The sequence below is a fragment of the Pseudomonas sp. GW531-T4 genome, from assembly GCF_017349615.1.
GTDB classification, from domain to species: Bacteria; Pseudomonadota; Gammaproteobacteria; order Pseudomonadales; family Pseudomonadaceae; genus Aquipseudomonas; species Aquipseudomonas chlororaphis_I.
In genome coordinates this window covers 142,997-160,738 of sequence record NZ_JACMZT010000006.1, presented here as the reverse complement: position 1 = coordinate 160,738, position 17,742 = coordinate 142,997, and the positions used below count along the sequence as shown (strand labels likewise).

The window sequence follows — 17,742 nt, the reverse complement described above, 5'->3', positions numbered from 1 at the left end:
TCATGGTGCGAGGCGCCAACCGCGACCCGTTGCCGCACAAGGCCCGTGATAGAGCCTTCGGCTTAAATTTCCGGGGAGGCGTTCGTTATACTCGGCAACCCTTTTGTGCAAACGCGGTACCCATGATGTCCAGCGACAACACCCTCCTGGCGAGCCTTATGCTCTGTGTATTGGCCCTGCCGGCACAGGCCGAAGGCCTGGACCTGAGCTACCCGGCGCCCGCCCTGACAGAGGCAACGGCCGCCCCGGCGGCGGATCCGGAACCCAGCAAGTTCCACCTGGAGTTCAAGGCACCGATCACCCTGGAACACACCTGCAGCGGCCCTCAGTGCAATTACGAAACCGACCCGAGCCAGCGCCATGAACCGGAAACGGTGAACCGATGGTCGGTCGGGTTCAACTGAGCCGCTTCTTTCAGCGACGCCTATAAGGCTCCCGTCGCCCAGGTCCTCCCGCAGGCAGAAGCTTGGCTAGGCTATAACCATGCCCCGCGAATGCCTGGGAGGTCCGATGAACCGCACGATCCTGAGCCCTCTGAGCCTGGCCCTGGCCCTGTTGGCCGGCTGCGCCAGCCCGCCCGAAGTCATCGACAAGGAACCAGCGGCCATCGCCGAAGGCGTGCTGGCCTTCCGGGACATCTGCCTGAAATCCGCGCCCTCCTTCGCCGGGGCCGACAGCGCGGCCAAGGGCTATGGCATCGCCAGGCTGGACGATGCCGGCTATGCGCGGATGGGACTGAGGCCGGACCACAGCCTTGGGGTCCAGGTACAGAAAGGCAAGCAATGCGCGGTGACCACGCCGTCGCAGCGGGACAAGACCCTGACCGCGCAATTTCTCAAGCTGGCCGAGCAGTTCTCCAGCACCCCGGTGGCGCAACACCTGCCGGCGAAAATCACCCTCGATAAGCAGACCTTCCTGCTGATGCACGACCGGCGCGGCGGCGAGGCTTATGTGATGTTGAGGCAACCCTGAAGCGCAGCGCCTTCATTCAGGCGGTGACAGGTGCGCGTAACACACCGGCGAACTCCCCTCGCCCTGCCGGTCCAGCTCGTCCTCCAGCCACTCGGCCAGCACCCGGGCATTGTTGTGCACTTCATCGTGAGCCGAGTACACCAGGGTCAGGCGGCCCTTTTGCGCGCGTTCCAGCAACGCCCACCAATGCTCGGGGCGGGCCGTCAGTTCCTGGCGGTAACGGCTGCGGAAGGTGGCGAAATCCAGCTCGCCGGACTTGAAGGCGCGACGCAATCCGGTGGACGGCGCCAGCTCTTTCAACCACTCATCCAGCGGCAACTGCTCCTTGCGACAATTGCGCGGCCATAGCCGGTCCACCAGCACCCGATAACCGTCGTCGGGGCTCGCCGGTTCGTAGGCGCGTTTGCACAGAATCATGGGTTCTTCCCCTCTATGACTGCATGACCTGCCATCAGCTTAGTGGCTGGACAAGGCCTGGCACAGGACGAAGACCAGTGCCTCGCCACCACTCCCCCGGGGTCTGATTACGACCCTCTCGCATCGAAAACGACACCTCGTTCCCTGGATGATTGACGCACCGCGCCGAGCCCTATTAAGTACTATTTATCCGCATTAATACGATAAATCGAAAACATGCTCAAACGACCTGTTCGCCGCAAACGCCAGAAGCTTTCCGACGTGATTGTCGAGTCGGTCAAACGCTCCATCGTGATCAACGCCCTGCGCCCTGGCGACCGCTTGCCGACCGAGCGCGAGTTGATGGAAAGCTTCCAGTGCTCCAAGGGTTCGGCCCGCGAAGCGCTCAAGGCGCTGGAGGTCGAAGGGCTGGTCAACACCCGCACCGGCCCCAGCGGCGGCGCCTACCTGAACCAGGCCGGCACCGAGCCGGCGAGCCGCGCCCTGCGCAATTACCTGCACTTCCAGCAGATGGACGGCGAGCAGGTGTACCAGCTGCGCAAGGTCATCGAGGTGGAACTGGCGGTGTCGGTGATCGGCCGTCTCAGCGCCGACGACTTCGAGGCGCTGCAGGCCAACATCGACTTCTGCAGCGCCCCGGAAGACAGCGAGGCCGGCCAGCGCGAACAGCGCATCGCCGAGCTGGAATTCCACAACCTGCTGGGCCGCGCCTGCCCCAACCCACTGCTGAGTTTCATGGCGCAGTTCCTCAACGACCTGCTGCGCGACCTGGTGGTGCTGAAGAAGGCCTACAAGCCCAAGCGCAAGCAGTTCGACGCCGCCAACCTCGATTACCACAAGCGCCTGTTGCTGGCCTTCAAAGCCGAGGACGAAGCCGCGGTACGCCAGCTGATGCACGAACACATGTGCGACGCCGAACACCATATGAGCGCCCTCGAGGGCGAGGTCACCCAACACTTCCTGCTGGAGTTCGATCACCACCACTGATAACCGCCACACCCGCCACACGCCGCTTCGCCAATAACAAAGCCTGAACACAGGCTGCTGCGCCGTTTTGCCATTGCCACTCCTGCCAATAACTAAACCAGGGAGTTACCCCATGCAGCGTCGTACGTTGTTGAAAGCCAGTCTGACCGTTGCCGGAGCCCTCAGCCTTCCGCTGGGGGTGCGCAACGCCTTTGCCGCCGAACCCTTTACCTTCTACGGGCTCAAGTCGATGTCCGGCGCCTTCGCCAGCTACGGCAAGTTCGCCGACATGGGCTCGCGCCTGGCGGTGGAACAGTACCCGACCCTGCTCGGCCGCCCGCTGAACTACAAGGTGATCGACACCGAAGGCAACGCCGGCAAGGCGGTGCGCAAGGTCCAGGAGGCGATTGCCCAGGACGGCGCGCGATTCTTCCAGGGCTGCACCCTGTCGTCTTCGGCGCTGGCGGTGGCCAAGGAAGTGAGCAAGGTCAACGGCGTGTTCATGACCCCGGTGGGCGCCGACGAAGTCACCGGCAAGGACTGCAATGCCTCGACCTTTCGCTGGTCGGTGCCGACCTACGGCGCCATTCGCGAAACCATGGTGCCGCTGATCAAGCGCCTGCCCGAGGCCAAGCGCTGGTACACCATCACCCCGCAATACGTATTCGGCGAAGCGCTGCTGGCCGGCGCCAGACAGGTGTGCGCCGAGCATGGCATCGAGCACGTCGGCAACAGCTATCACTCGTTGCAGGAACAGGAGTTCTCCGGCTACCTGACCAACGCCATCGCCGCCCAGCCCGACGTGTTGGTGCTGCTCAACTTCGGCAGCCAGTCCTCCAACGCCCTGCGCCAGGCGGTGAACTTCGGCATCAAGGAACGCATGAAAGTGCTACTGGTGTGGTCCGCCGGGCTCGACCAGTTCCAGGAGCTGGGCAGCGACGTGCTCGAAGGCGTCTACCTCGGCGCGCAGTACTGGCACCAGGTCGACACCCCGCTCAACCGCGAGCTGGTCAAGCTGACCCAGGCCAAGTACGGCATCAACCCTACCTACCCGCTGGCCGCCGACTACATCGGCACCAAGATCATGCTCGACACCATAGTCGCCACCGGCAGTTTCGACGGCGCGACCGTGGCCAAGGCCCTGCAAGGCCTGACGTACCAGGGGCCGACCGGCGAGGAAAGCATCCGCGCCGGCGACCACCAGGTAATCAAGGATTACTACCTGCTGCAGGGCAAGGCCACGGCCAGCATGCGCGACAAGGACGACCTGGCCGAAGTGCTCAGTTCCGGGCGCTCGTTCCCGGATGCCGGCGCCACCGGCTGCAACCTGGCCTGACCCCGACCGACCTTTTCATCGCTGGCTAGAGGCAGCGGGCCGCCCGACGACGACAGTCGCCGGCCCCCTGTCGAGGGTACCCGCATGCTCAATCTTTACCTGTTCCAGATCCTCAACGGCCTCGGCCTGGGGATGATCTACTTCCTGATCGCGGTGGGCCTGACGATCATTTTCGGCCTGCTGAACTTCGTCAATTTCGCCCACGGCGCGTTCTTCCTGCTCGGGGCCTACATCTGCTACACCGCCGTCAGCCTCACCGGCAGCTTCTGGCTGGCGCTGCTGGTCGCGCCGCTGGTGGTCGCGGCCCTGGCCTGGGCCATCGAGCGATTGCTGATCCAGCGCATCTACCACCTGCCCCACACTTTCCAGATCCTGGTGACCCTGGGCATCGCGCTGATCATCCAGGAAGCCAGCGTGCTGATCTGGGGCCCCGTCGGCAAAAGCGTCGCGGTGCCGGAACTGCTGCGCGGCGTACTGATCGTCGGCGACTTCGTCTACCCCTACTACCGCCTGTTCCTCATTGTCTTCTCGGCACTGGTGGGGCTGGCGCTGTGGCTGCTGCTGGAGCGCACGCGCTTCGGCGCCCTGGTGCGCGCCGGCAGCGAAAGCACCGAGACCGTGTCGCTGCTGGGCACCAACATCTTCCGCCTGTTCTCCATGACCTTCGCCCTCGGCGTGGCCCTGGCCGGGATCGCCGGGGTGCTGTTCGCCCCGTTGCGTGGCGCCCAGCCCTTTGTCGGCCCGGAAATCCTCGGGGTCGCCTTCGTGGTGGTGGTGATCGGCGGCATGGGTTCGTTCAGCGGCGCCCTGGTAGGCGGCCTGCTGGTGGGGGTGGTGCAGAGCCTGATGACCACCCTCTGGCCGCAAGGCGCCAGCCTGATGATCTACGGCGCCATGGCGGCGGTGATTCTGGTCCGTCCCTACGGCCTGTTCGGGAGAGCATGAACATGAGCGAGAAAAATCCCCTGCCGTTCGCCAAGACCCAGTCGCGCGCCCTGCCGTGGCTAGTGGTCGCGGTACTGATCGGCCTGCCGCTGGTGTTGCCATCGGCGACCCTGGCCAGCGAGATCCTGATCTTCGCCCTCGCGGCGCTGGCCTGTAACCTGCTGCTGGGCTACACCGGCCTGCTGTCGTTCGGCCAGGGCATCTTCTTCGGCGCCGGGGCCTACTGCGCCGCGCTGCTGATGATCCACCTGCAACTGGGGCTGTTCAGCGCCCTGTTCGGCGCGGCCCTGGTGGGCGCGCTGCTGGCGTTGCTGGTGGGCGCCCTGGCGATCCGGCGCACCGGCATCTACTTCGTGATGCTGACGCTGGCCTTCAGCCAGATGGCCTACTTCATCGCCTACACCCTGAGCGACTGGACCGGCGGCGACAACGGCCTGCTCAGCGTGCCGCGCCCGGAGATCCGCATCGGCGACACGGTGCTGCTGTCGCTGAGCGACGCGCGCTACTTCTACGCCTTTGTCGCGGTGCTGTTCCTGCTGATCTTCATCGGCGCCCGGCGGGTGATCGCCTCGCCGTTCGGCAGCACGCTGATGGCGATCCGCGAGAACGAAACCCGCGCCGCCGCCATCGGCTACGACACCCGGCACTTCAAGATCCTGGTGTTCATGCTGTCCGGCGCGGTCACCGGGATCGCCGGGGCGCTGTACGCCATGCTCCTGCATTTCGTGCCGCTGTCGAGCATCGACCTGGCGATGTCGGAAAACATCCTGATCATGACCATAGTCGGCGGCACCGGCTCGCTGTTCGGCTCCCTGCTGGGCGCCGGTTCCATCGTGCTGCTCGGCGAGTTCCTCTCCGAACTCTGGCCACGCTGGCTGATGCTGCTGGGAATCATCCTGATCCTGGTGGTGATCTTCATGCGTGGTGGTTTGTGGGGCGGCTTGTCGAGCCTGTTCGAACGCATCCTGAAGTCACGCAAGGCGGTCCTGCCGACCGAGGAGAAACTGTCATGAACAGCCCCGCGCAGTACCTGCTGCAAACCCAGGACCTGGAGCTGGCCTACGGCGCCTTCCACGCGGTCAACGGCGTCAACCTGAAGGTCGAGGCCGGCACCATCCACACCATCATCGGCCCCAACGGCGCTGGCAAGACCAGCCTGTTCCATTGCCTGACCGGCGAACGCCAGGCCACCGCCGGGGCGATCCTGTTCAACGGCAAGAACATCATCAAGAAGCCGGCCCACGGCCGGGTCGGCCTGGGCATGGCCCGTTCGTTCCAGTTGACCAGCCTGTTCCAGAACCTCAGCGTGCGGGAAAACCTGCGCCTGGCCGCCCAGGGTCGCGATGGCCTGGCGGCGCTGAACTTCTGGCGCCACCTCGACAGCCGCCGCGAACACCTGGAGATGGCCGACCAGGTGCTCGAACGCCTGCAACTGACGGCACGCGCCGACACCCTCGCCGGCGAGCTGTCCCACGGCCAGCAGCGGGTGCTGGAAGTCGGCATGTCGATCTGCTCCAGGCCGAAACTGCTGATGCTCGACGAGCCGACCTCCGGCATGGGCATCGACGACATCCCGATCATGACCCAGCTGATCAGCGACCTCGGCCGCGACCACACGGTGCTGCTGATCGAGCACAACATGAGCATCGTCATGTCCATCAGCCAACGCATCACCGTCATGAGCCACGGCCAGATCCTGGTCGAAGGCACGCCAGAATTCGTCCGCGCCGACGAGCGCGTGCGCAGCGCCTACCTGGGAGAAGCCGCCTGATGCTGACCGTCGAGAATATCCATTCCTACTACGACAAGAGCCACGTCCTCGAAGGCGTCTCGCTGCAGGTCAACGCCGGCGAACTGGTGACCCTGCTGGGACGCAACGGCGCGGGCAAGACCACCACCCTGCGCAGCATCCTCGGGATCATCTGCCCGCGCCAGGGACAGATCCGCTTCAACGGCCAGGAGCTGGTGGGCAAGAAGATCTTCGAGATCGCCCGCCAGGGCCTGGCGCTGGTGCCGGAACACCGCGGCATCTTCCGCTTGCTCAGCGTCGAGGAGAACCTGCGCATCGCCCAGCGCAAGAGCAGCCGCTGGCAGCTGGAGGATGTCTACGGCATGTTCCCGCGCCTCAAGGAGCGGCGCAAAAACGCCGGCCATGCGCTGTCCGGCGGCGAGCAGCAGATGCTCGCCATCGCCCGCGCCCTGCTCAACGATCCCAGGCTGCTGATCCTCGACGAACCCACCGAAGGCCTGGCCCCGGTGATCGTCGACGAGCTGGTGAAAATCCTGCGCAAGATCAAGGACGACGGCCTGCCGGTGCTGCTGGTGGAACAGAACCTGATGGTCTGCGACAAGCTCGCCGACCGCCACTACGTCCTCGAACAAGGTCGCGTGGTCTACCAAGGCAGCGCCGCTGACTTCCGCGCCGACCCGAGCATCAAGAACCGCTACCTGGCCCTGAGCGCCTGAGGGGAGAGCTGAAATGAACAGTCCGATTGTGTCCGTACCCCTGTTGCAAGACAGCGCCCCGCTGGTCAACCGCGAACGCCTCTGGCAATCGCTGATGGACCTCGCTCAACTGGGCGCCACCGCCAAGGGCGGCGTATGCCGCCTGGCCCTGACCGACCTCGACCGCCAGGCCCGCGACCTGTTCGTGCGCTGGTGCGAAGAGGCCGGCTGCAGCGTCAGCATCGACGGCATCGGCAATATCTTCGCCCGCCGCGCCGGGCGTAACCCGCAACTGCCGCCGGTGATGACCGGCAGCCATATCGACACCCAGCCCACCGGCGGCAAGTTCGACGGCTGCTACGGGGTGATGGCCGGCCTGGAGGTGATCCGCACCCTCAACGACCTCGGCCTGCAGACCGAGGCGCCGATCGAGGTGGTGGTCTGGACCAACGAAGAAGGTTCACGCTTCCCGCCGTGCATGATGGGCTCGGGGGTGTTCGCCGGTAAGTTCGACCTCGGCGACACCCTGCGCAAGCAGGATGAACAGGGGCTGTCGGTGGGCAGCGAGTTGCAGCGCATCGGTTATGCCGGCTCGCGGGCGGTGCTCGGCCATCCGGTGGGCGCCTATTTCGAGGCGCACATCGAACAGGGCCCGGTGCTGGAGGACCGCCAGACCACCATTGGCGTGGTCATGGGCTGCCTCGGCCAGAAGTGGTTCGACCTGACCCTGACCGGGGTCGAGGCCCATGCCGGGCCGACACCGATGCACCTGCGCAAGGATGCCCTGGTGGGCGCCGCCCAGGTGATCAGCGCGGTCAACCGCATCGCCCATGAACAACAGCCCCACGCCTGCGGCACCGTCGGCTGCCTGAGCCTGCACCCGGGCTCGCGCAACGTGATTCCCGGCCAGGTGCAGATGACCCTCGACCTGCGCCACCTGCATGCCGATAAGCTGCAAGCCATGGTCGACGAGGTGCGCCAGGTGATCGAAGACACCTGCCAGCAGCACGGCCTGGGCTTCGAGCTGACCGCCACCGCCGACTTCCCGCCGCTGGACTTCGACCCCGCCTGCGTCGCCGCGGTGCGCCAGGGCGCCGAACAGCTGGGCCTGAGCCATATGGACATCGTCAGCGGCGCCGGGCATGACGCGATCTTCGTCGCCGAGCTGGGCCCGGCGGGAATGATCTTCGTGCCCTGCGAAGGCGGCATCAGCCACAACGAAATCGAAAACGCCGCGCCCCAGGACCTGGCCGACGGTTGCGCGGTCTTGCTGCGGGCCATGGTCAACGCGGCGCAACAAACAGGAGCAGCGGCATGACCCGACATAGCGAAATCGCCGAGATGAGCGGCGTCGAACTGCTCGCCCATTACCGCGACAAGCGCCTGTCGCCGGTGGAAGTGACCGAGGATGCCCTGGCGCGCATCGAGCGCTTCAATCCGCAGGTCAACGCCTATTGCCATGTCGACCCGCAAGGCGCGCTGGACGCGGCAAAGGCCTCCGAGCAGCGCTGGCTCAAGGGCCGGCCCTGCGGCGCGCTGGACGGCGTGCCGGCCTCGATCAAGGACCTGACCCTGACCCGTGGCATGCCCACGCGCAAGGGCTCGAAAACCACCTCCGCCAGCGGCCCCTGGGATGTCGATGCGCCCTTCCCGGCCTTTATGCGCAACGCCGGCGCGGTGCTGCTGGGCAAGACCACCACCCCGGAGTTCGGCTGGAAAGGCGTGACCGACAACCCGCTGTACGGCATCACCCGCAACCCCTGGGACACCCGCACCACCGCCGGCGGTTCCTCCGGTGGCGCGGCCGCCGCGGCGTCGCTGAACCTCGGCGTGCTGCACCAGGGCAGCGATGCCGGTGGTTCGATCCGCATTCCCTGCGCCTTCACCGGCACCTTCGGGATCAAGCCGACCTTCGGCTACGTGCCGCAGTGGCCGGCCAGCGCCATGACCCTTCTCTCGCACCTGGGACCGATGACCCGCACCGTCGACGATGCGGTATTGATGCTGCAAACCGTCGCCCGGCCGGATGCCCGCGACGGCCTGGTCGGCGCCCCGCGCAGCACGCCCTGGCTGCCGGAGAGCACTGACCTAAAAGGCCTGAGCATCGCCTACAGCCCTGACTTCGGTTACGTGAAGGTGCAGCCACAGGTGGCGCGGGTGGTGGCCCGGGCGGTGGAACGCCTGGCGCAACTGGGTGCCCATGTCGAGCAGGTCGACCCCGGGTTCAGCGACCCGCTGGAACTGTTCAATACCCTGTGGTTCGCCGGCGCCGCGCGCTTGGCCGGGCAACTGAGCCAGGAGCAACGCCAGCAGCTCGACCCGGGCCTGCTGCGCATTGCCCGGCAGGGCCAAGACATCAGCCTCCACCAGTACACCCTGGCCCTGGAAGCCCGTGCGGCGCTGGTGGCGCACATGGCCGAGTTCCACAGTCGCTACGACCTGCTGGTCTCGCCCATGCTGCCGCTCACCGCCTTCGCCGCCGGGCACAACGTGCCACCGGGTTCCGGCCTGGGCGAATGGATGGAGTGGACGCCCTTCAGCTACCCCTTCAACCTGACCCAGCAACCGGCCGCGTCGGTGCCATGTGGCTTCGCCGAGGACGGCTTGCCGGTAGGCCTGCATGTGGTGGGCGCACGGTTTGCCGATGATCAGGTGCTGCGCCTGTGCCGGGCTTATGAGCAGGCGTTCCCGAGCCCGCACCCGCAGGCGCCGCTGATCAAGGACTGACAATGCTTATGGGGGGCATCGCTATCGATGCCCTTTTGGCTACCACTCGCTGCCCTGGAGCCGCCGCCGAAGCTTGAAGGCTCGGCAACGGCCAGGGGATCAAGGGCTTACTTCGCCGCCCGCACCTGGGCGATCAACTGGTCCGCCACCGCGAACAGGCCCTTGGCGCCGTCGCTGGTCATGCCAAAGCGGTACTTGCCGTCCACCACCAGCGAGGGTACGCCGGTGGCCTGGTAGGCCGCGGTGCGTTTTTTCGCGTCCATCACCTTGGCCTGCACGGCGAAGGAGTTGTAGGTGGCGAGGAACTTAGCAGGCTCGATGCCCTGCCCTTTGAGCAGTTCGGCCATGGCCTCGGGGGTCTTCAGGCGGTTGCCGCGGTGGATCGCCTCGAACACCGCATGATGCACTTCGGGCTTGGCGTCCATGGTCGCCAGGGTCAGGTACAGCTGGCCGTAGACATCCCAGATCCCGCCGAACATGGCCGGCAGCTTGACGAAGTTCACGTCCTCGGGAAGCTGGGCCGCCCAGGGGTTGATCGAGGCTTCGAGGTTGTAGCAGTGGCCGCAGCCGTAGGAAAACAGTTCCACCACTTCGATCTTGCCGGGCACGACCTGCGGCACGGCATCCTTGAGTTCCACGTACTGGCTGGCATCCACCGCTGCCATGGCGGTCTGCCCGGCCAAGCCAAAGAGGCAGCTGGCTGCCAGGGCAATGTTCAGAATCGAGTGACGCATGCAATCTCCAATGGGTTGGCGCCTCTGAGTCAGCACGGCTGCTCATCGAGCGGGCCCCAAAGGATACAGACGACATCCGCGATGCCAATCAGACCCGTCTTAATCTTTTGTTGGTTTTTTGTCATCAATGCCCGGACAGCTCCGGCTGCCCCGCGAACCGGGCGGCCAGCGCGATGATCTCCTCGCGCAGCCAGCGATGCCCCGGAACCCGCTCCTGCTGGCGATGCCAGATCAGGCTGACCTGCACCGGCGGCGCCACCAGCGGCAGCTCGGCGATGCGGATCGGCATCAGCGCGCAGAAGTGCTCCGCCAGGCGCCGCGGCACCGTACCCAGCAAGTCCGACTGGGCGACGATCAACGGGATGCTCAGGTAATGCGGGACGAACAGCTGCACATGGCGCTGGACCTTGGCCGAACCGAGGACGATCTCCAGCGGTGAGCCGCGCCCGCCCCGGTCCGGAATCGCCACGTGCTGGCTCTGCTCATAGGCCTTGAGGCTCAGTTGCGGCTCGAAGGCCGGGTGGTCGATACGGCCGATCACCACCAGCTGTTCTTCCAGCAGCGGCTGGTAGCAGAGGTCGGGATCGTCGAAGTACAGGTAGTCCACCGCCAGGTCGAGCATCCCGGTGGTCAGCCAGGCTGGCAGGGAGTCGGCGGCGTCGCTGCGCACCGCCAGGCGGACCTTGGGCGCAGCGCTTTGCAAGCGGCGTGACAGCGCCGGCAACAGGCGCGCCTGGGCGTAGTCGTTCATCGACAAGCTAAAGGTCTGGTCGGACGCCGCCGGGTCGAACTCGCTGCTCGGGTCCAGGCCTTCCTGCAACAGGCGCAGGGCCTGGCGCACCGAGCCGTGCAGCACATGAGCCCGCGGCGTCGGCTGCATGCCCCGGGCGGTGCGGATGAACAGCGGCTCGTCGAGCTGGCTGCGCAGGCGCGCCAGGGCATTGCTCACGGCCGGCTGGCTGAGGTTCAGGCGCACCGCCGCGCGGGACAGGTTCTGCTCCTGCATCAGCGCGTCGAACACCAAGAGCAGGTTGAGATCCAGGTGCCGCAAGTTCAGCTTCATGAATAATGCCCATTCCGAATATCCATTAGCTGGATAATTCGAGCAGGACTAATCTTCTGTCAATAAGAACAACAAAACCCACAGGAGAACGACCTTGAGGCAAACCACCCTGGCATTTCGCGAGCGTTACCGCGCCGCGGTTCATCCGCGCTACAACCCGTGGCTGCACGGCGGTTTCGTGCTGGCCTACGGCATGGCATGCATCGCCCTGCTGTGGAGCACCCTGCACCAGGTGCAGCCGCTGGAGTGGCTGGCGGTGCCGGTGGCGCTGCTGTTCTTCAACCTGTGCATCTATGTCGTGCACCGCTGGCTGGGCCACCACAAGCAGGCCTTCGCGCGGATGTTCTATGCCCGCCACAGCGGCGACCATCACAGCTTCTTCGTGCCCGGATACATGACCTACGACGGCCCGCGGGACTGGCGGGTGATCCTGTTCCCGGCCTGGCTGATCGTGGTCCACAGCCTGCTGTTCGCCCTGCCGCTGTGGTGGCTGCTGAAATTCTGGAATGCCAATGTCGCGGCGCTGTTCGCCAGCTGCACCCTGATCGGCTACCTGGCCTACGAAGTGTTCCATGCCTGCGAACACCTGCCGGCCGGGCATCCGCTGGCGCGGCTGCCGTGGATCCGCCAGATGCGCCGCCTGCATGAGTTGCATCACCGCCGCGAGCTGATGCAGGAGCGCAACTTCAACATTGTCCTGCCGCTGATGGATTACCTGTTCGGCACCCTGTACTGGGAGCCGGAACCCGCTAACTCCTCTCTATCGACAAGGTCCTCGCCCATGACCCGCATGCAGCATCAGATCGATATTCCGCGCAACCCGGTGGCCCTGCTCGACTACGCCAGCGCCTCCAACCGCTGGCCGGAGTGGCACCCGTCTTCGCTGAAGGTCCAGGGTCCGGCCGGGGCCCTGCCCGCCGGCGCGCGGTTCGAGGAAGACATCCACGCCGGCGGGCGCAGCGGGCACCTGAGCTGGCGGGTCGACGAGTACCTGCCGGGGCATCGCTGGAGTGCCTCGGCCCAGGGCGATCATGGCCTACAACTGGTGGTGACCTACGAGTGCCAGGCGCTGGATGCCCATCACACGCGGTTTATCCGCACCCTGGAATACCGCTTCGATAGCCTGCTGATGCGCCTGGGCAATCGCCTGTTATTCAGAAGGCGGATAGAACGGGAGTCCGCCGACTCCCTGCTAGCCTTGTGCGAAATGGCGCAACGGGCAATTCCCCTGGGCGCCGGCGTCGCACCGCAGCGTGTGACCTGACCCCATCACCCAGGAGCCGCCATCGATGAAGCCAGTCGCACCCCGTCGGATCAAAATTCGCCATCTGCTGCTGGTCGTGATCATTGCCATCGGCGCCTTTCTGCTGCTGATGCCGACCAAGGTCCAGCCACTGGCCTGGACACCGCCGCCGGCGCCTTCGCTGAAGAGCGGCCTGTACGCCGAGAACCAGAAGCTCAAGGGCCTGCAGGCAGTGGGCGCGCTGGACATCGACGGGCCGGAAGCCCTGCTGCTGGAGAACGGCTCGCTGATCAGCGGCCTGCATGACGGGCGGGTAATCCGCACCGCGCTGGACGGCAGCACCCTGCAAGTACTGGCCAATACCGGCGGACGCCCCCTGGGCCTGGCCCGCCATCCGGACGGCCGGCTGATCATCGCCGACGCGGTCAAGGGCCTGCTGGCGCTGGATGCCAAGGGCCAGTTGAGCACCCTCACTACTTCCGCCAACGGCCTGCCCTTCGGCTTTACCGACGACGTGGCGGTGGACGCCGCCGGGCGTTATGCCTACTTCAGCGACGCCACCAGCCGCTGGGGCTACGGCCAGGATGGCGAGGCGGTGATCGAGCACGGCGGCGACGGGCGCCTGCTGCGTTATGACTTCCAGAGCGGCCAGACCGAACAGTTGCTGGATGGCCTGGAATTCGCCAACGGTATCGCCCTCGGGCCCCAGGAGGCCTATGTGCTGGTCAACGAAACCGGCGCCTACCGGATCAGCCGCTACTGGCTCAGCGGTGCCAAGGCCGGCACCCGCGACCTGTTCATCGACAACCTGCCGGGGCTGCCGGACAACCTCAGTTTCAACGGCCAGGGGCGTTTCTGGGTGGCGCTCTACGCCCCGCGCAACGTCCTGCTCGACGGCACCGCGCCCTATCCGCGGGTGCGCAAGATGATCGTCCGCGCCATGAGCCTGCTGCCCAAACCGGTGGAAAAACGCGGCTTCGTCCTCGGCCTGGATACCCAGGGCCAGGTCATCGCCAACCTGCAGGACGCCAGCGCCGGCAACTACGCGCCCATCACCACGGTGCGCGAATACGGCGACGCCCTGTACTTCGGCTCGCTCAAGGCCACGCACATGGCGCGCCTGCCGCTGAGCGTCGCGCTGTCGAAGGTGCCTTGAACGGCCTGGGCCCGACCAGATCGGGTCCTGAGCCGCAGCCCGGACACCGGCCTGGCCGCCAATCGAATCTGATCTAAGCTGTCCCGCGCGGCGTCGTCACAGGCGCCCACCAAGGAAAGACAAACAATCGAATCCGATTGATGCCCATCACATTGAGAGTGGACCCACCCATGAAAATCAAAATCCTCCTGGCTTCCCTGCTGCTCACTTCATCCCTGTCGGCGCTGGCCGCATGCCCGGTGTTCGGACCGTCCGAGGATCCCTGCGCAGGCCCGGTATTCGGCCCGAGCACCTGCGAGTGCCCTTGAGGCAGGCAGGCGCTGAAACAGGCGCGCCCACTCCTGGGCGCGTCTCGCCAAGCGTGAAGGTCGATACAGGGGAGTGAATGGGCACGGAAAGAGCAGCCAATGCTCTGGATTGCTTAGGACCTGGCGAGACGCCCGAAACCTCGGGACATCTCGCTCAGGACAGGGTCGGGGTCAGAAGCGGGCAGTCAGCTTCTCGGAGATCTCATCCTTGATCAGCAGCCGCTTTTCCTTGAGCCGTTTCAACTCCTCATCAGCGGCCGCCGCGGCCTCCGCTTTGAGCACCTGATCATCAATGCTGGAGTATTTATCGAACAAGGCATTCAGGTGCGGGTCACTGGCCCGACGCTGTTGAATGTCTTCTTTGCTGTAGCTCAGGTCCTGGTACAGGTCATGGGGCACCGGCATGAAACACCTCCGTTTGTTGATCGGTAGCAAGCGCACTTACAGGCGCTTGCCAGTTACCAGAATGACCTCGACCACCGCTGTCTGTCGACCGCCAATCGGACCACAGCAATGACCGTTCGTCGCCTTCAGCGGCATTTCCCGTGACCCACCGCCCGCCTCGCAATCCGCCATGACCGAAGCCCCGCTGAGGGTGCCGCGATTCATCCCAGCGCCTGGGCCAGAAACGGCGCGGTGCGGCTCTTGCGGTGCCTGGCCACCTGCTGCGGGGTACCGCTGACCACCACTTTGCCGCCCTGGTCGCCGGCGCCCGGGCCGATATCGATCACCCAGTCAGCCTGGGCCACCACGCGCATTTCGTGCTCGACCACCACCACGCTGTGACCGGCCCGCACCAGGTTGTCCAGTTGCTCCAGCAGGCGATCGACATCCCGCGGATGCAAGCCGGTGGTCGGTTCGTCCAGCACATACAGGGTTGCACCGCGGGGGGTTGCGCTGCAGTTCGGTGGCCAGCTTGATCCGCTGCGCTTCGCCGCCGGACAGCTCGGTGGCCGGCTGGCCAAGGCGCAGATAACCCAGGCCGATATCGCGCAAGACCTCCAGGGAACGGCGGATGCCCGCTTGCTCGGCGAACACCTCGACCGCCTCCTGTACCGTCAGTTGCAGGACCTGGGCGATGTTCAGGCCTTGCCACTGGATAGCCAGGGTCTGCGGGTTGTAACGCGCGCCGTGGCAGGTCGGGCACGGCGCATAGACGCTGGGCATGAACAGCAACTCGACGCTGACAAAACCTTCGCCTTCGCAGGCCGGGCAGCGGCCCTTGGCGACGTTGAAGGAGAACTGCCCGGCGTCGTAACCCAGCGCCCGCGCCTCGGGGGTGGCGGCGAACAGCTTGCGCACGTGGTCGAACAGCCCGGTGTAGGTCGCCAGGTTCGAGCGCGGGGTGCGGCCGATGGGTTTCTGGTCCACCTGCACCAGGCGCTTGATCCGTTCCAGCCCGGCGGTGACTTCGCCGCTGCTGGCCTGCGGGGCGTCGTCTTCCAGGTTCAGCTCTTCCGGCTCTTCGTTGCCCTGGGGCCGCCCGAGGTGCGCGCCCACCAGTTCCAGCAGGGCCTGGCTGACCAGGCTCGACTTGCCGGAGCCCGACACCCCGGTCACCGCGGTGAAGCAGCCGAGGGGGAATTCGGCGCTCAGGTCCTTCAGGTTGTTGCGGCTGATGCCCTCCAGGCGCAGCCAGCCCTGGGCCGCACGCGCGGTGCGGCGGGCCGGCGCCTGCTCGGCGAACAGGTAGGCGCGGGTCTGTGACTCCGCGACATGGGCCAGCCCCGCCGGCGGACCGCTGTACAGCACCTGGCCGCCCTGCTCGCCCGCCGCCGGGCCGACGTCGATCAGCCAGTCGGCGCGGCGCATGGTCTGCAGGTCGTGCTCGACCACGAACAGCGAATTGCCCGAAGCCTTGAGCTGCTGCAAAGCCTCGAACAGCGCCTCGGCGTCCGCCGGGTGCAGGCCCGCCGAAGGCTCGTCGAGCACATAGATCACCCCGAACAGCTGCGAACCCAGCTGGGTCGCCAGGCGCAGACGCTGCAACTCGCCGGACGACAGGGTCGGCGTACTGCGCTCCAGGGCCAGGTAACCCAGGCCCAGGCCGGTCAGGGTGCTGACTCGCTCCAGCAGGTCCTGGGCGATGCGTTGCGCAGCCAGGCGTTTTTCCAGGGACAGGTTCGGCGTGTGCCGCACATCCGGTCCTCCAACATGCCCCGGCGCGCCCTGGGCGATCCGTTGTTGACGCGCGGCCTGGGTCTGCTCGTGGCTCCAGACCTCGCCGGCCTCCTCGGCCTGTTCCAGGTAAGCCTGGGCGGCCACCGGCTTGAGCACCTCGGCCAGTTGCAGCAGGGGCATCTGCGACAGCTCGCCGATGTCGAGGCCGGCGAAGGTCACCGACAGCGCCTCGCGCTTCAGGCGCTTGCCCTCGCACAGCGGGCACGGGCTGCCGAGCATGAACTGCGACACGCGCTTTTTCATCAGCGCGCTTTGCGAATGGGTGAAGGTGTGCAGCACATAGCGCCGGGCCCCGCTGAAGGTGCCCATGTAGCTCGGCTCCTGCTTGCGCTTGAGGGCCTCGCGGGTCTGCTCCGGGGTCAGCCCGGCGTACACCGGCACAGTCGGGGTTTCTTCGGTGAACAGGATCCAGTCGCGCTGCTCTTTAGGCAGGTCGCGCCAGGGGATATCGACGTCGTAGCCCAGGGTCACGAGGATGTCGCGCTGGTTCTGCCCCTGCCAGGCCAGCGGCCAGGAGGCCACCGCGCGCTGGCGGATGGTCAGCGAAGGGTCCGGCACCATCGACGCCTCGCTGACCTCGTAGACCCGGCCCAGGCCATGGCAGTTGGGGCAGGCGCCCTGCGGGGTGTTGGGCGAGAAGTCTTCGGCGTAGAGCATCGGCTGCCCCGGCGGGTAGCTGCCGGCCCGGGAATAGAGCATGCGGATCAGGCTGGACAAGGTGGTGACGCTGCCCACCGAAGAGCGGGTGCTCGGCGTGCCGCGTTGCTGTTGCAGGGCCACCGCCGGCGGCAGGCCTTCGATGGCATCGACATCCGGCACCCCGACCTGATCGATCAGGCGCCGGGCGTAAGGCGCCACCGATTCGAAATAGCGGCGCTGGGCCTCGGCGTACAGGGTCGAGAACGCCAGGGACGATTTGCCGGAGCCGGAAACCCCGGTGAACACCACCAGCGCATCGCGGGGAATATCCACGTCGACGTTGCGCAGGTTGTGTTCGCGGGCGCCGCGCACCCTGACAAAACCCGAGCTGTGCGCTGGCAAGGAAGACAAAACCTGGGGCGAAGGCATGTTGCGCGCTGAAGTCATGGGCCAGCCTTGTATCGGAGGTGTCGGGACGAGATTTCTAGTCAGAGAGCCCCTCGGCGCCAGCACCGGCGACAGGCAGCCACCCGACCGAGTTGCAGGGTGCATGGGCTCGGGGTTTTGAGCAACCGTGGATCTCGAAGGTTCAGCGGACTTTTTGCTTGAG

Annotated in this window: 16 protein-coding genes and 1 pseudogene; 12 read left to right on the top strand and 5 right to left on the bottom strand. The window is 66.0% G+C overall.

Annotated features, from left to right (window positions below):
• The first annotated feature begins 125 nt into the window (after positions 1 to 125).
• Together J4D28_RS07045 and J4D28_RS07040 are read left to right on the top strand one after the other, a co-directional pair.
• The gene (locus tag J4D28_RS07045; RefSeq protein ID WP_253280012.1) at positions 126 to 404 is read left to right on the top strand and encodes a hypothetical protein; all 279 of its coding nucleotides are present in this window, start codon (positions 126 to 128) and stop codon (positions 402 to 404) included.
• 106 nt (positions 405 to 510) lie between these two features.
• Positions 511 to 972 carry a hypothetical protein gene (locus tag J4D28_RS07040; RefSeq protein WP_009049685.1) on the top strand — a complete coding sequence of 154 codons (462 nt, stop codon included), beginning with the start codon at positions 511 to 513 and terminating at the stop codon, positions 970 to 972.
• A gap of 12 nt (positions 973 to 984) precedes the next feature.
• On the opposite strand, the gene J4D28_RS07035 is transcribed toward J4D28_RS07040, so the two are convergent.
• Positions 985 to 1,389 (bottom strand): DUF488 domain-containing protein, encoded by a 405-nt coding sequence (locus J4D28_RS07035; protein ID WP_053269410.1) that lies wholly within the window; start codon positions 1,387 to 1,389, stop codon positions 985 to 987.
• A gap of 216 nt (positions 1,390 to 1,605) precedes the next feature.
• On the opposite strand from J4D28_RS07035, the gene J4D28_RS07030 reads away from it, so the two are divergent.
• The 8 genes from J4D28_RS07030 (at position 1,606) to J4D28_RS06995 (ending at position 9,808) form a co-directional block, all read left to right on the top strand.
• Positions 1,606 to 2,376, top strand: a complete 771-nt coding sequence (locus tag J4D28_RS07030; RefSeq protein ID WP_009049687.1) for a FadR/GntR family transcriptional regulator — start codon at positions 1,606 to 1,608, stop codon at positions 2,374 to 2,376.
• A 112-nt stretch (positions 2,377 to 2,488) separates the two neighbouring features.
• Complete coding sequence (locus J4D28_RS07025) at positions 2,489 to 3,691, top strand: ABC transporter substrate-binding protein (protein WP_038633524.1); 1,203 nt, start codon at positions 2,489 to 2,491, stop codon at positions 3,689 to 3,691.
• Positions 3,692 to 3,775: 84 nt separating this feature from the next.
• The gene (locus J4D28_RS07020) at positions 3,776 to 4,636 is read left to right on the top strand and encodes a branched-chain amino acid ABC transporter permease (RefSeq protein ID WP_009044477.1); all 861 of its coding nucleotides are present in this window, start codon (positions 3,776 to 3,778) and stop codon (positions 4,634 to 4,636) included.
• Between the two features lie 2 nt (positions 4,637 to 4,638).
• A complete protein-coding gene (locus J4D28_RS07015) occupies positions 4,639 to 5,649 on the top strand; it encodes a branched-chain amino acid ABC transporter permease (protein ID WP_038577984.1) in 1,011 nt (336 codons plus the stop codon).
• Positions 5,646 to 6,407 (top strand): ABC transporter ATP-binding protein, encoded by a 762-nt coding sequence (locus tag J4D28_RS07010; protein WP_009049690.1) that lies wholly within the window; start codon positions 5,646 to 5,648, stop codon positions 6,405 to 6,407. The genes J4D28_RS07015 and J4D28_RS07010 overlap by 4 nt, the downstream gene beginning before the upstream one ends.
• A complete protein-coding gene (locus J4D28_RS07005; RefSeq protein ID WP_009049691.1) occupies positions 6,407 to 7,102 on the top strand; it encodes an ABC transporter ATP-binding protein in 696 nt (231 codons plus the stop codon). The genes J4D28_RS07010 and J4D28_RS07005 overlap by 1 nt, the downstream gene beginning before the upstream one ends.
• Positions 7,103 to 7,115: 13 nt before the next feature.
• Positions 7,116 to 8,399: a Zn-dependent hydrolase gene (locus J4D28_RS07000; protein WP_103331310.1), complete on the top strand. Its 1,284-nt coding sequence runs from the start codon at positions 7,116 to 7,118 to the stop codon at positions 8,397 to 8,399.
• Positions 8,396 to 9,808: an amidase gene (locus tag J4D28_RS06995; RefSeq protein WP_103331309.1), complete on the top strand. Its 1,413-nt coding sequence runs from the start codon at positions 8,396 to 8,398 to the stop codon at positions 9,806 to 9,808. The genes J4D28_RS07000 and J4D28_RS06995 overlap by 4 nt, the downstream gene beginning before the upstream one ends.
• A gap of 107 nt (positions 9,809 to 9,915) precedes the next feature.
• Here J4D28_RS06995 and J4D28_RS06990 read toward each other — a convergent pair whose 3' ends face one another.
• Together J4D28_RS06990 and J4D28_RS06985 are read right to left on the bottom strand one after the other, a co-directional pair.
• On the bottom strand, positions 9,916 to 10,542 hold the full coding sequence (locus J4D28_RS06990) for a thiol:disulfide interchange protein DsbA/DsbL (protein WP_028682857.1): 627 nt from the start codon (positions 10,540 to 10,542) through the stop codon (positions 9,916 to 9,918).
• Positions 10,543 to 10,666: 124 nt separating this feature from the next.
• Positions 10,667 to 11,605, bottom strand: a complete 939-nt coding sequence (locus tag J4D28_RS06985; RefSeq protein ID WP_016705373.1) for a LysR family transcriptional regulator — start codon at positions 11,603 to 11,605, stop codon at positions 10,667 to 10,669.
• Positions 11,606 to 11,699: 94 nt separating this feature from the next.
• On the opposite strand from J4D28_RS06985, the gene J4D28_RS06980 reads away from it, so the two are divergent.
• Both J4D28_RS06980 and J4D28_RS06975 read left to right on the top strand, forming a co-directional pair.
• Positions 11,700 to 12,869, top strand: coding sequence for an SRPBCC family protein (locus J4D28_RS06980; RefSeq protein ID WP_103331308.1), 1,170 nt, complete (start codon positions 11,700 to 11,702; stop codon positions 12,867 to 12,869).
• 25 nt (positions 12,870 to 12,894) lie between these two features.
• Positions 12,895 to 14,004, top strand: a complete 1,110-nt coding sequence (locus J4D28_RS06975) for an SMP-30/gluconolactonase/LRE family protein (RefSeq protein ID WP_103331307.1) — start codon at positions 12,895 to 12,897, stop codon at positions 14,002 to 14,004.
• 479 nt (positions 14,005 to 14,483) lie between these two features.
• On the opposite strand, the gene J4D28_RS06970 is transcribed toward J4D28_RS06975, so the two are convergent.
• On the bottom strand, positions 14,484 to 14,717 hold the full coding sequence (locus J4D28_RS06970; RefSeq protein ID WP_007932361.1) for a DUF465 domain-containing protein: 234 nt from the start codon (positions 14,715 to 14,717) through the stop codon (positions 14,484 to 14,486).
• A 200-nt stretch (positions 14,718 to 14,917) separates the two neighbouring features.
• Positions 14,918 to 17,579: pseudogene (locus tag J4D28_RS06965) on the bottom strand (excinuclease ABC subunit A).
• Positions 17,580 to 17,742 lie beyond the last annotated feature (163 nt).

Bases quoted from the DNA above. Each gene is read 5' to 3' on its own strand.
- J4D28_RS07045 (WP_253280012.1), top strand. From the start codon at position 126: ATGTCCAGCGACAACACCCTCCTGGCGAGCCTTATGCTCTGTGTATTG.
- J4D28_RS07040 (WP_009049685.1), top strand. From the start codon at position 511: ATGAACCGCACGATCCTGAGCCCTCTGAGCCTGGCCCTGGCCCTGTTG.
- J4D28_RS07035 (WP_053269410.1), bottom strand. From the start codon at position 1,389: ATGATTCTGTGCAAACGCGCCTACGAACCGGCGAGCCCCGACGACGGT.
- J4D28_RS07030 (WP_009049687.1), top strand. From the start codon at position 1,606: ATGCTCAAACGACCTGTTCGCCGCAAACGCCAGAAGCTTTCCGACGTG.
- J4D28_RS07025 (WP_038633524.1), top strand. From the start codon at position 2,489: ATGCAGCGTCGTACGTTGTTGAAAGCCAGTCTGACCGTTGCCGGAGCC.
- J4D28_RS07020 (WP_009044477.1), top strand. From the start codon at position 3,776: ATGCTCAATCTTTACCTGTTCCAGATCCTCAACGGCCTCGGCCTGGGG.
- J4D28_RS07015 (WP_038577984.1), top strand. From the start codon at position 4,639: ATGAGCGAGAAAAATCCCCTGCCGTTCGCCAAGACCCAGTCGCGCGCC.
- J4D28_RS07010 (WP_009049690.1), top strand. From the start codon at position 5,646: ATGAACAGCCCCGCGCAGTACCTGCTGCAAACCCAGGACCTGGAGCTG.
- J4D28_RS07005 (WP_009049691.1), top strand. From the start codon at position 6,407: ATGCTGACCGTCGAGAATATCCATTCCTACTACGACAAGAGCCACGTC.
- J4D28_RS07000 (WP_103331310.1), top strand. From the start codon at position 7,116: ATGAACAGTCCGATTGTGTCCGTACCCCTGTTGCAAGACAGCGCCCCG.
- J4D28_RS06995 (WP_103331309.1), top strand. From the start codon at position 8,396: ATGACCCGACATAGCGAAATCGCCGAGATGAGCGGCGTCGAACTGCTC.
- J4D28_RS06990 (WP_028682857.1), bottom strand. From the start codon at position 10,542: ATGCGTCACTCGATTCTGAACATTGCCCTGGCAGCCAGCTGCCTCTTT.
- J4D28_RS06985 (WP_016705373.1), bottom strand. From the start codon at position 11,605: ATGAAGCTGAACTTGCGGCACCTGGATCTCAACCTGCTCTTGGTGTTC.
- J4D28_RS06975 (WP_103331307.1), top strand. From the start codon at position 12,895: ATGAAGCCAGTCGCACCCCGTCGGATCAAAATTCGCCATCTGCTGCTG.
- J4D28_RS06970 (WP_007932361.1), bottom strand. From the start codon at position 14,717: ATGCCGGTGCCCCATGACCTGTACCAGGACCTGAGCTACAGCAAAGAA.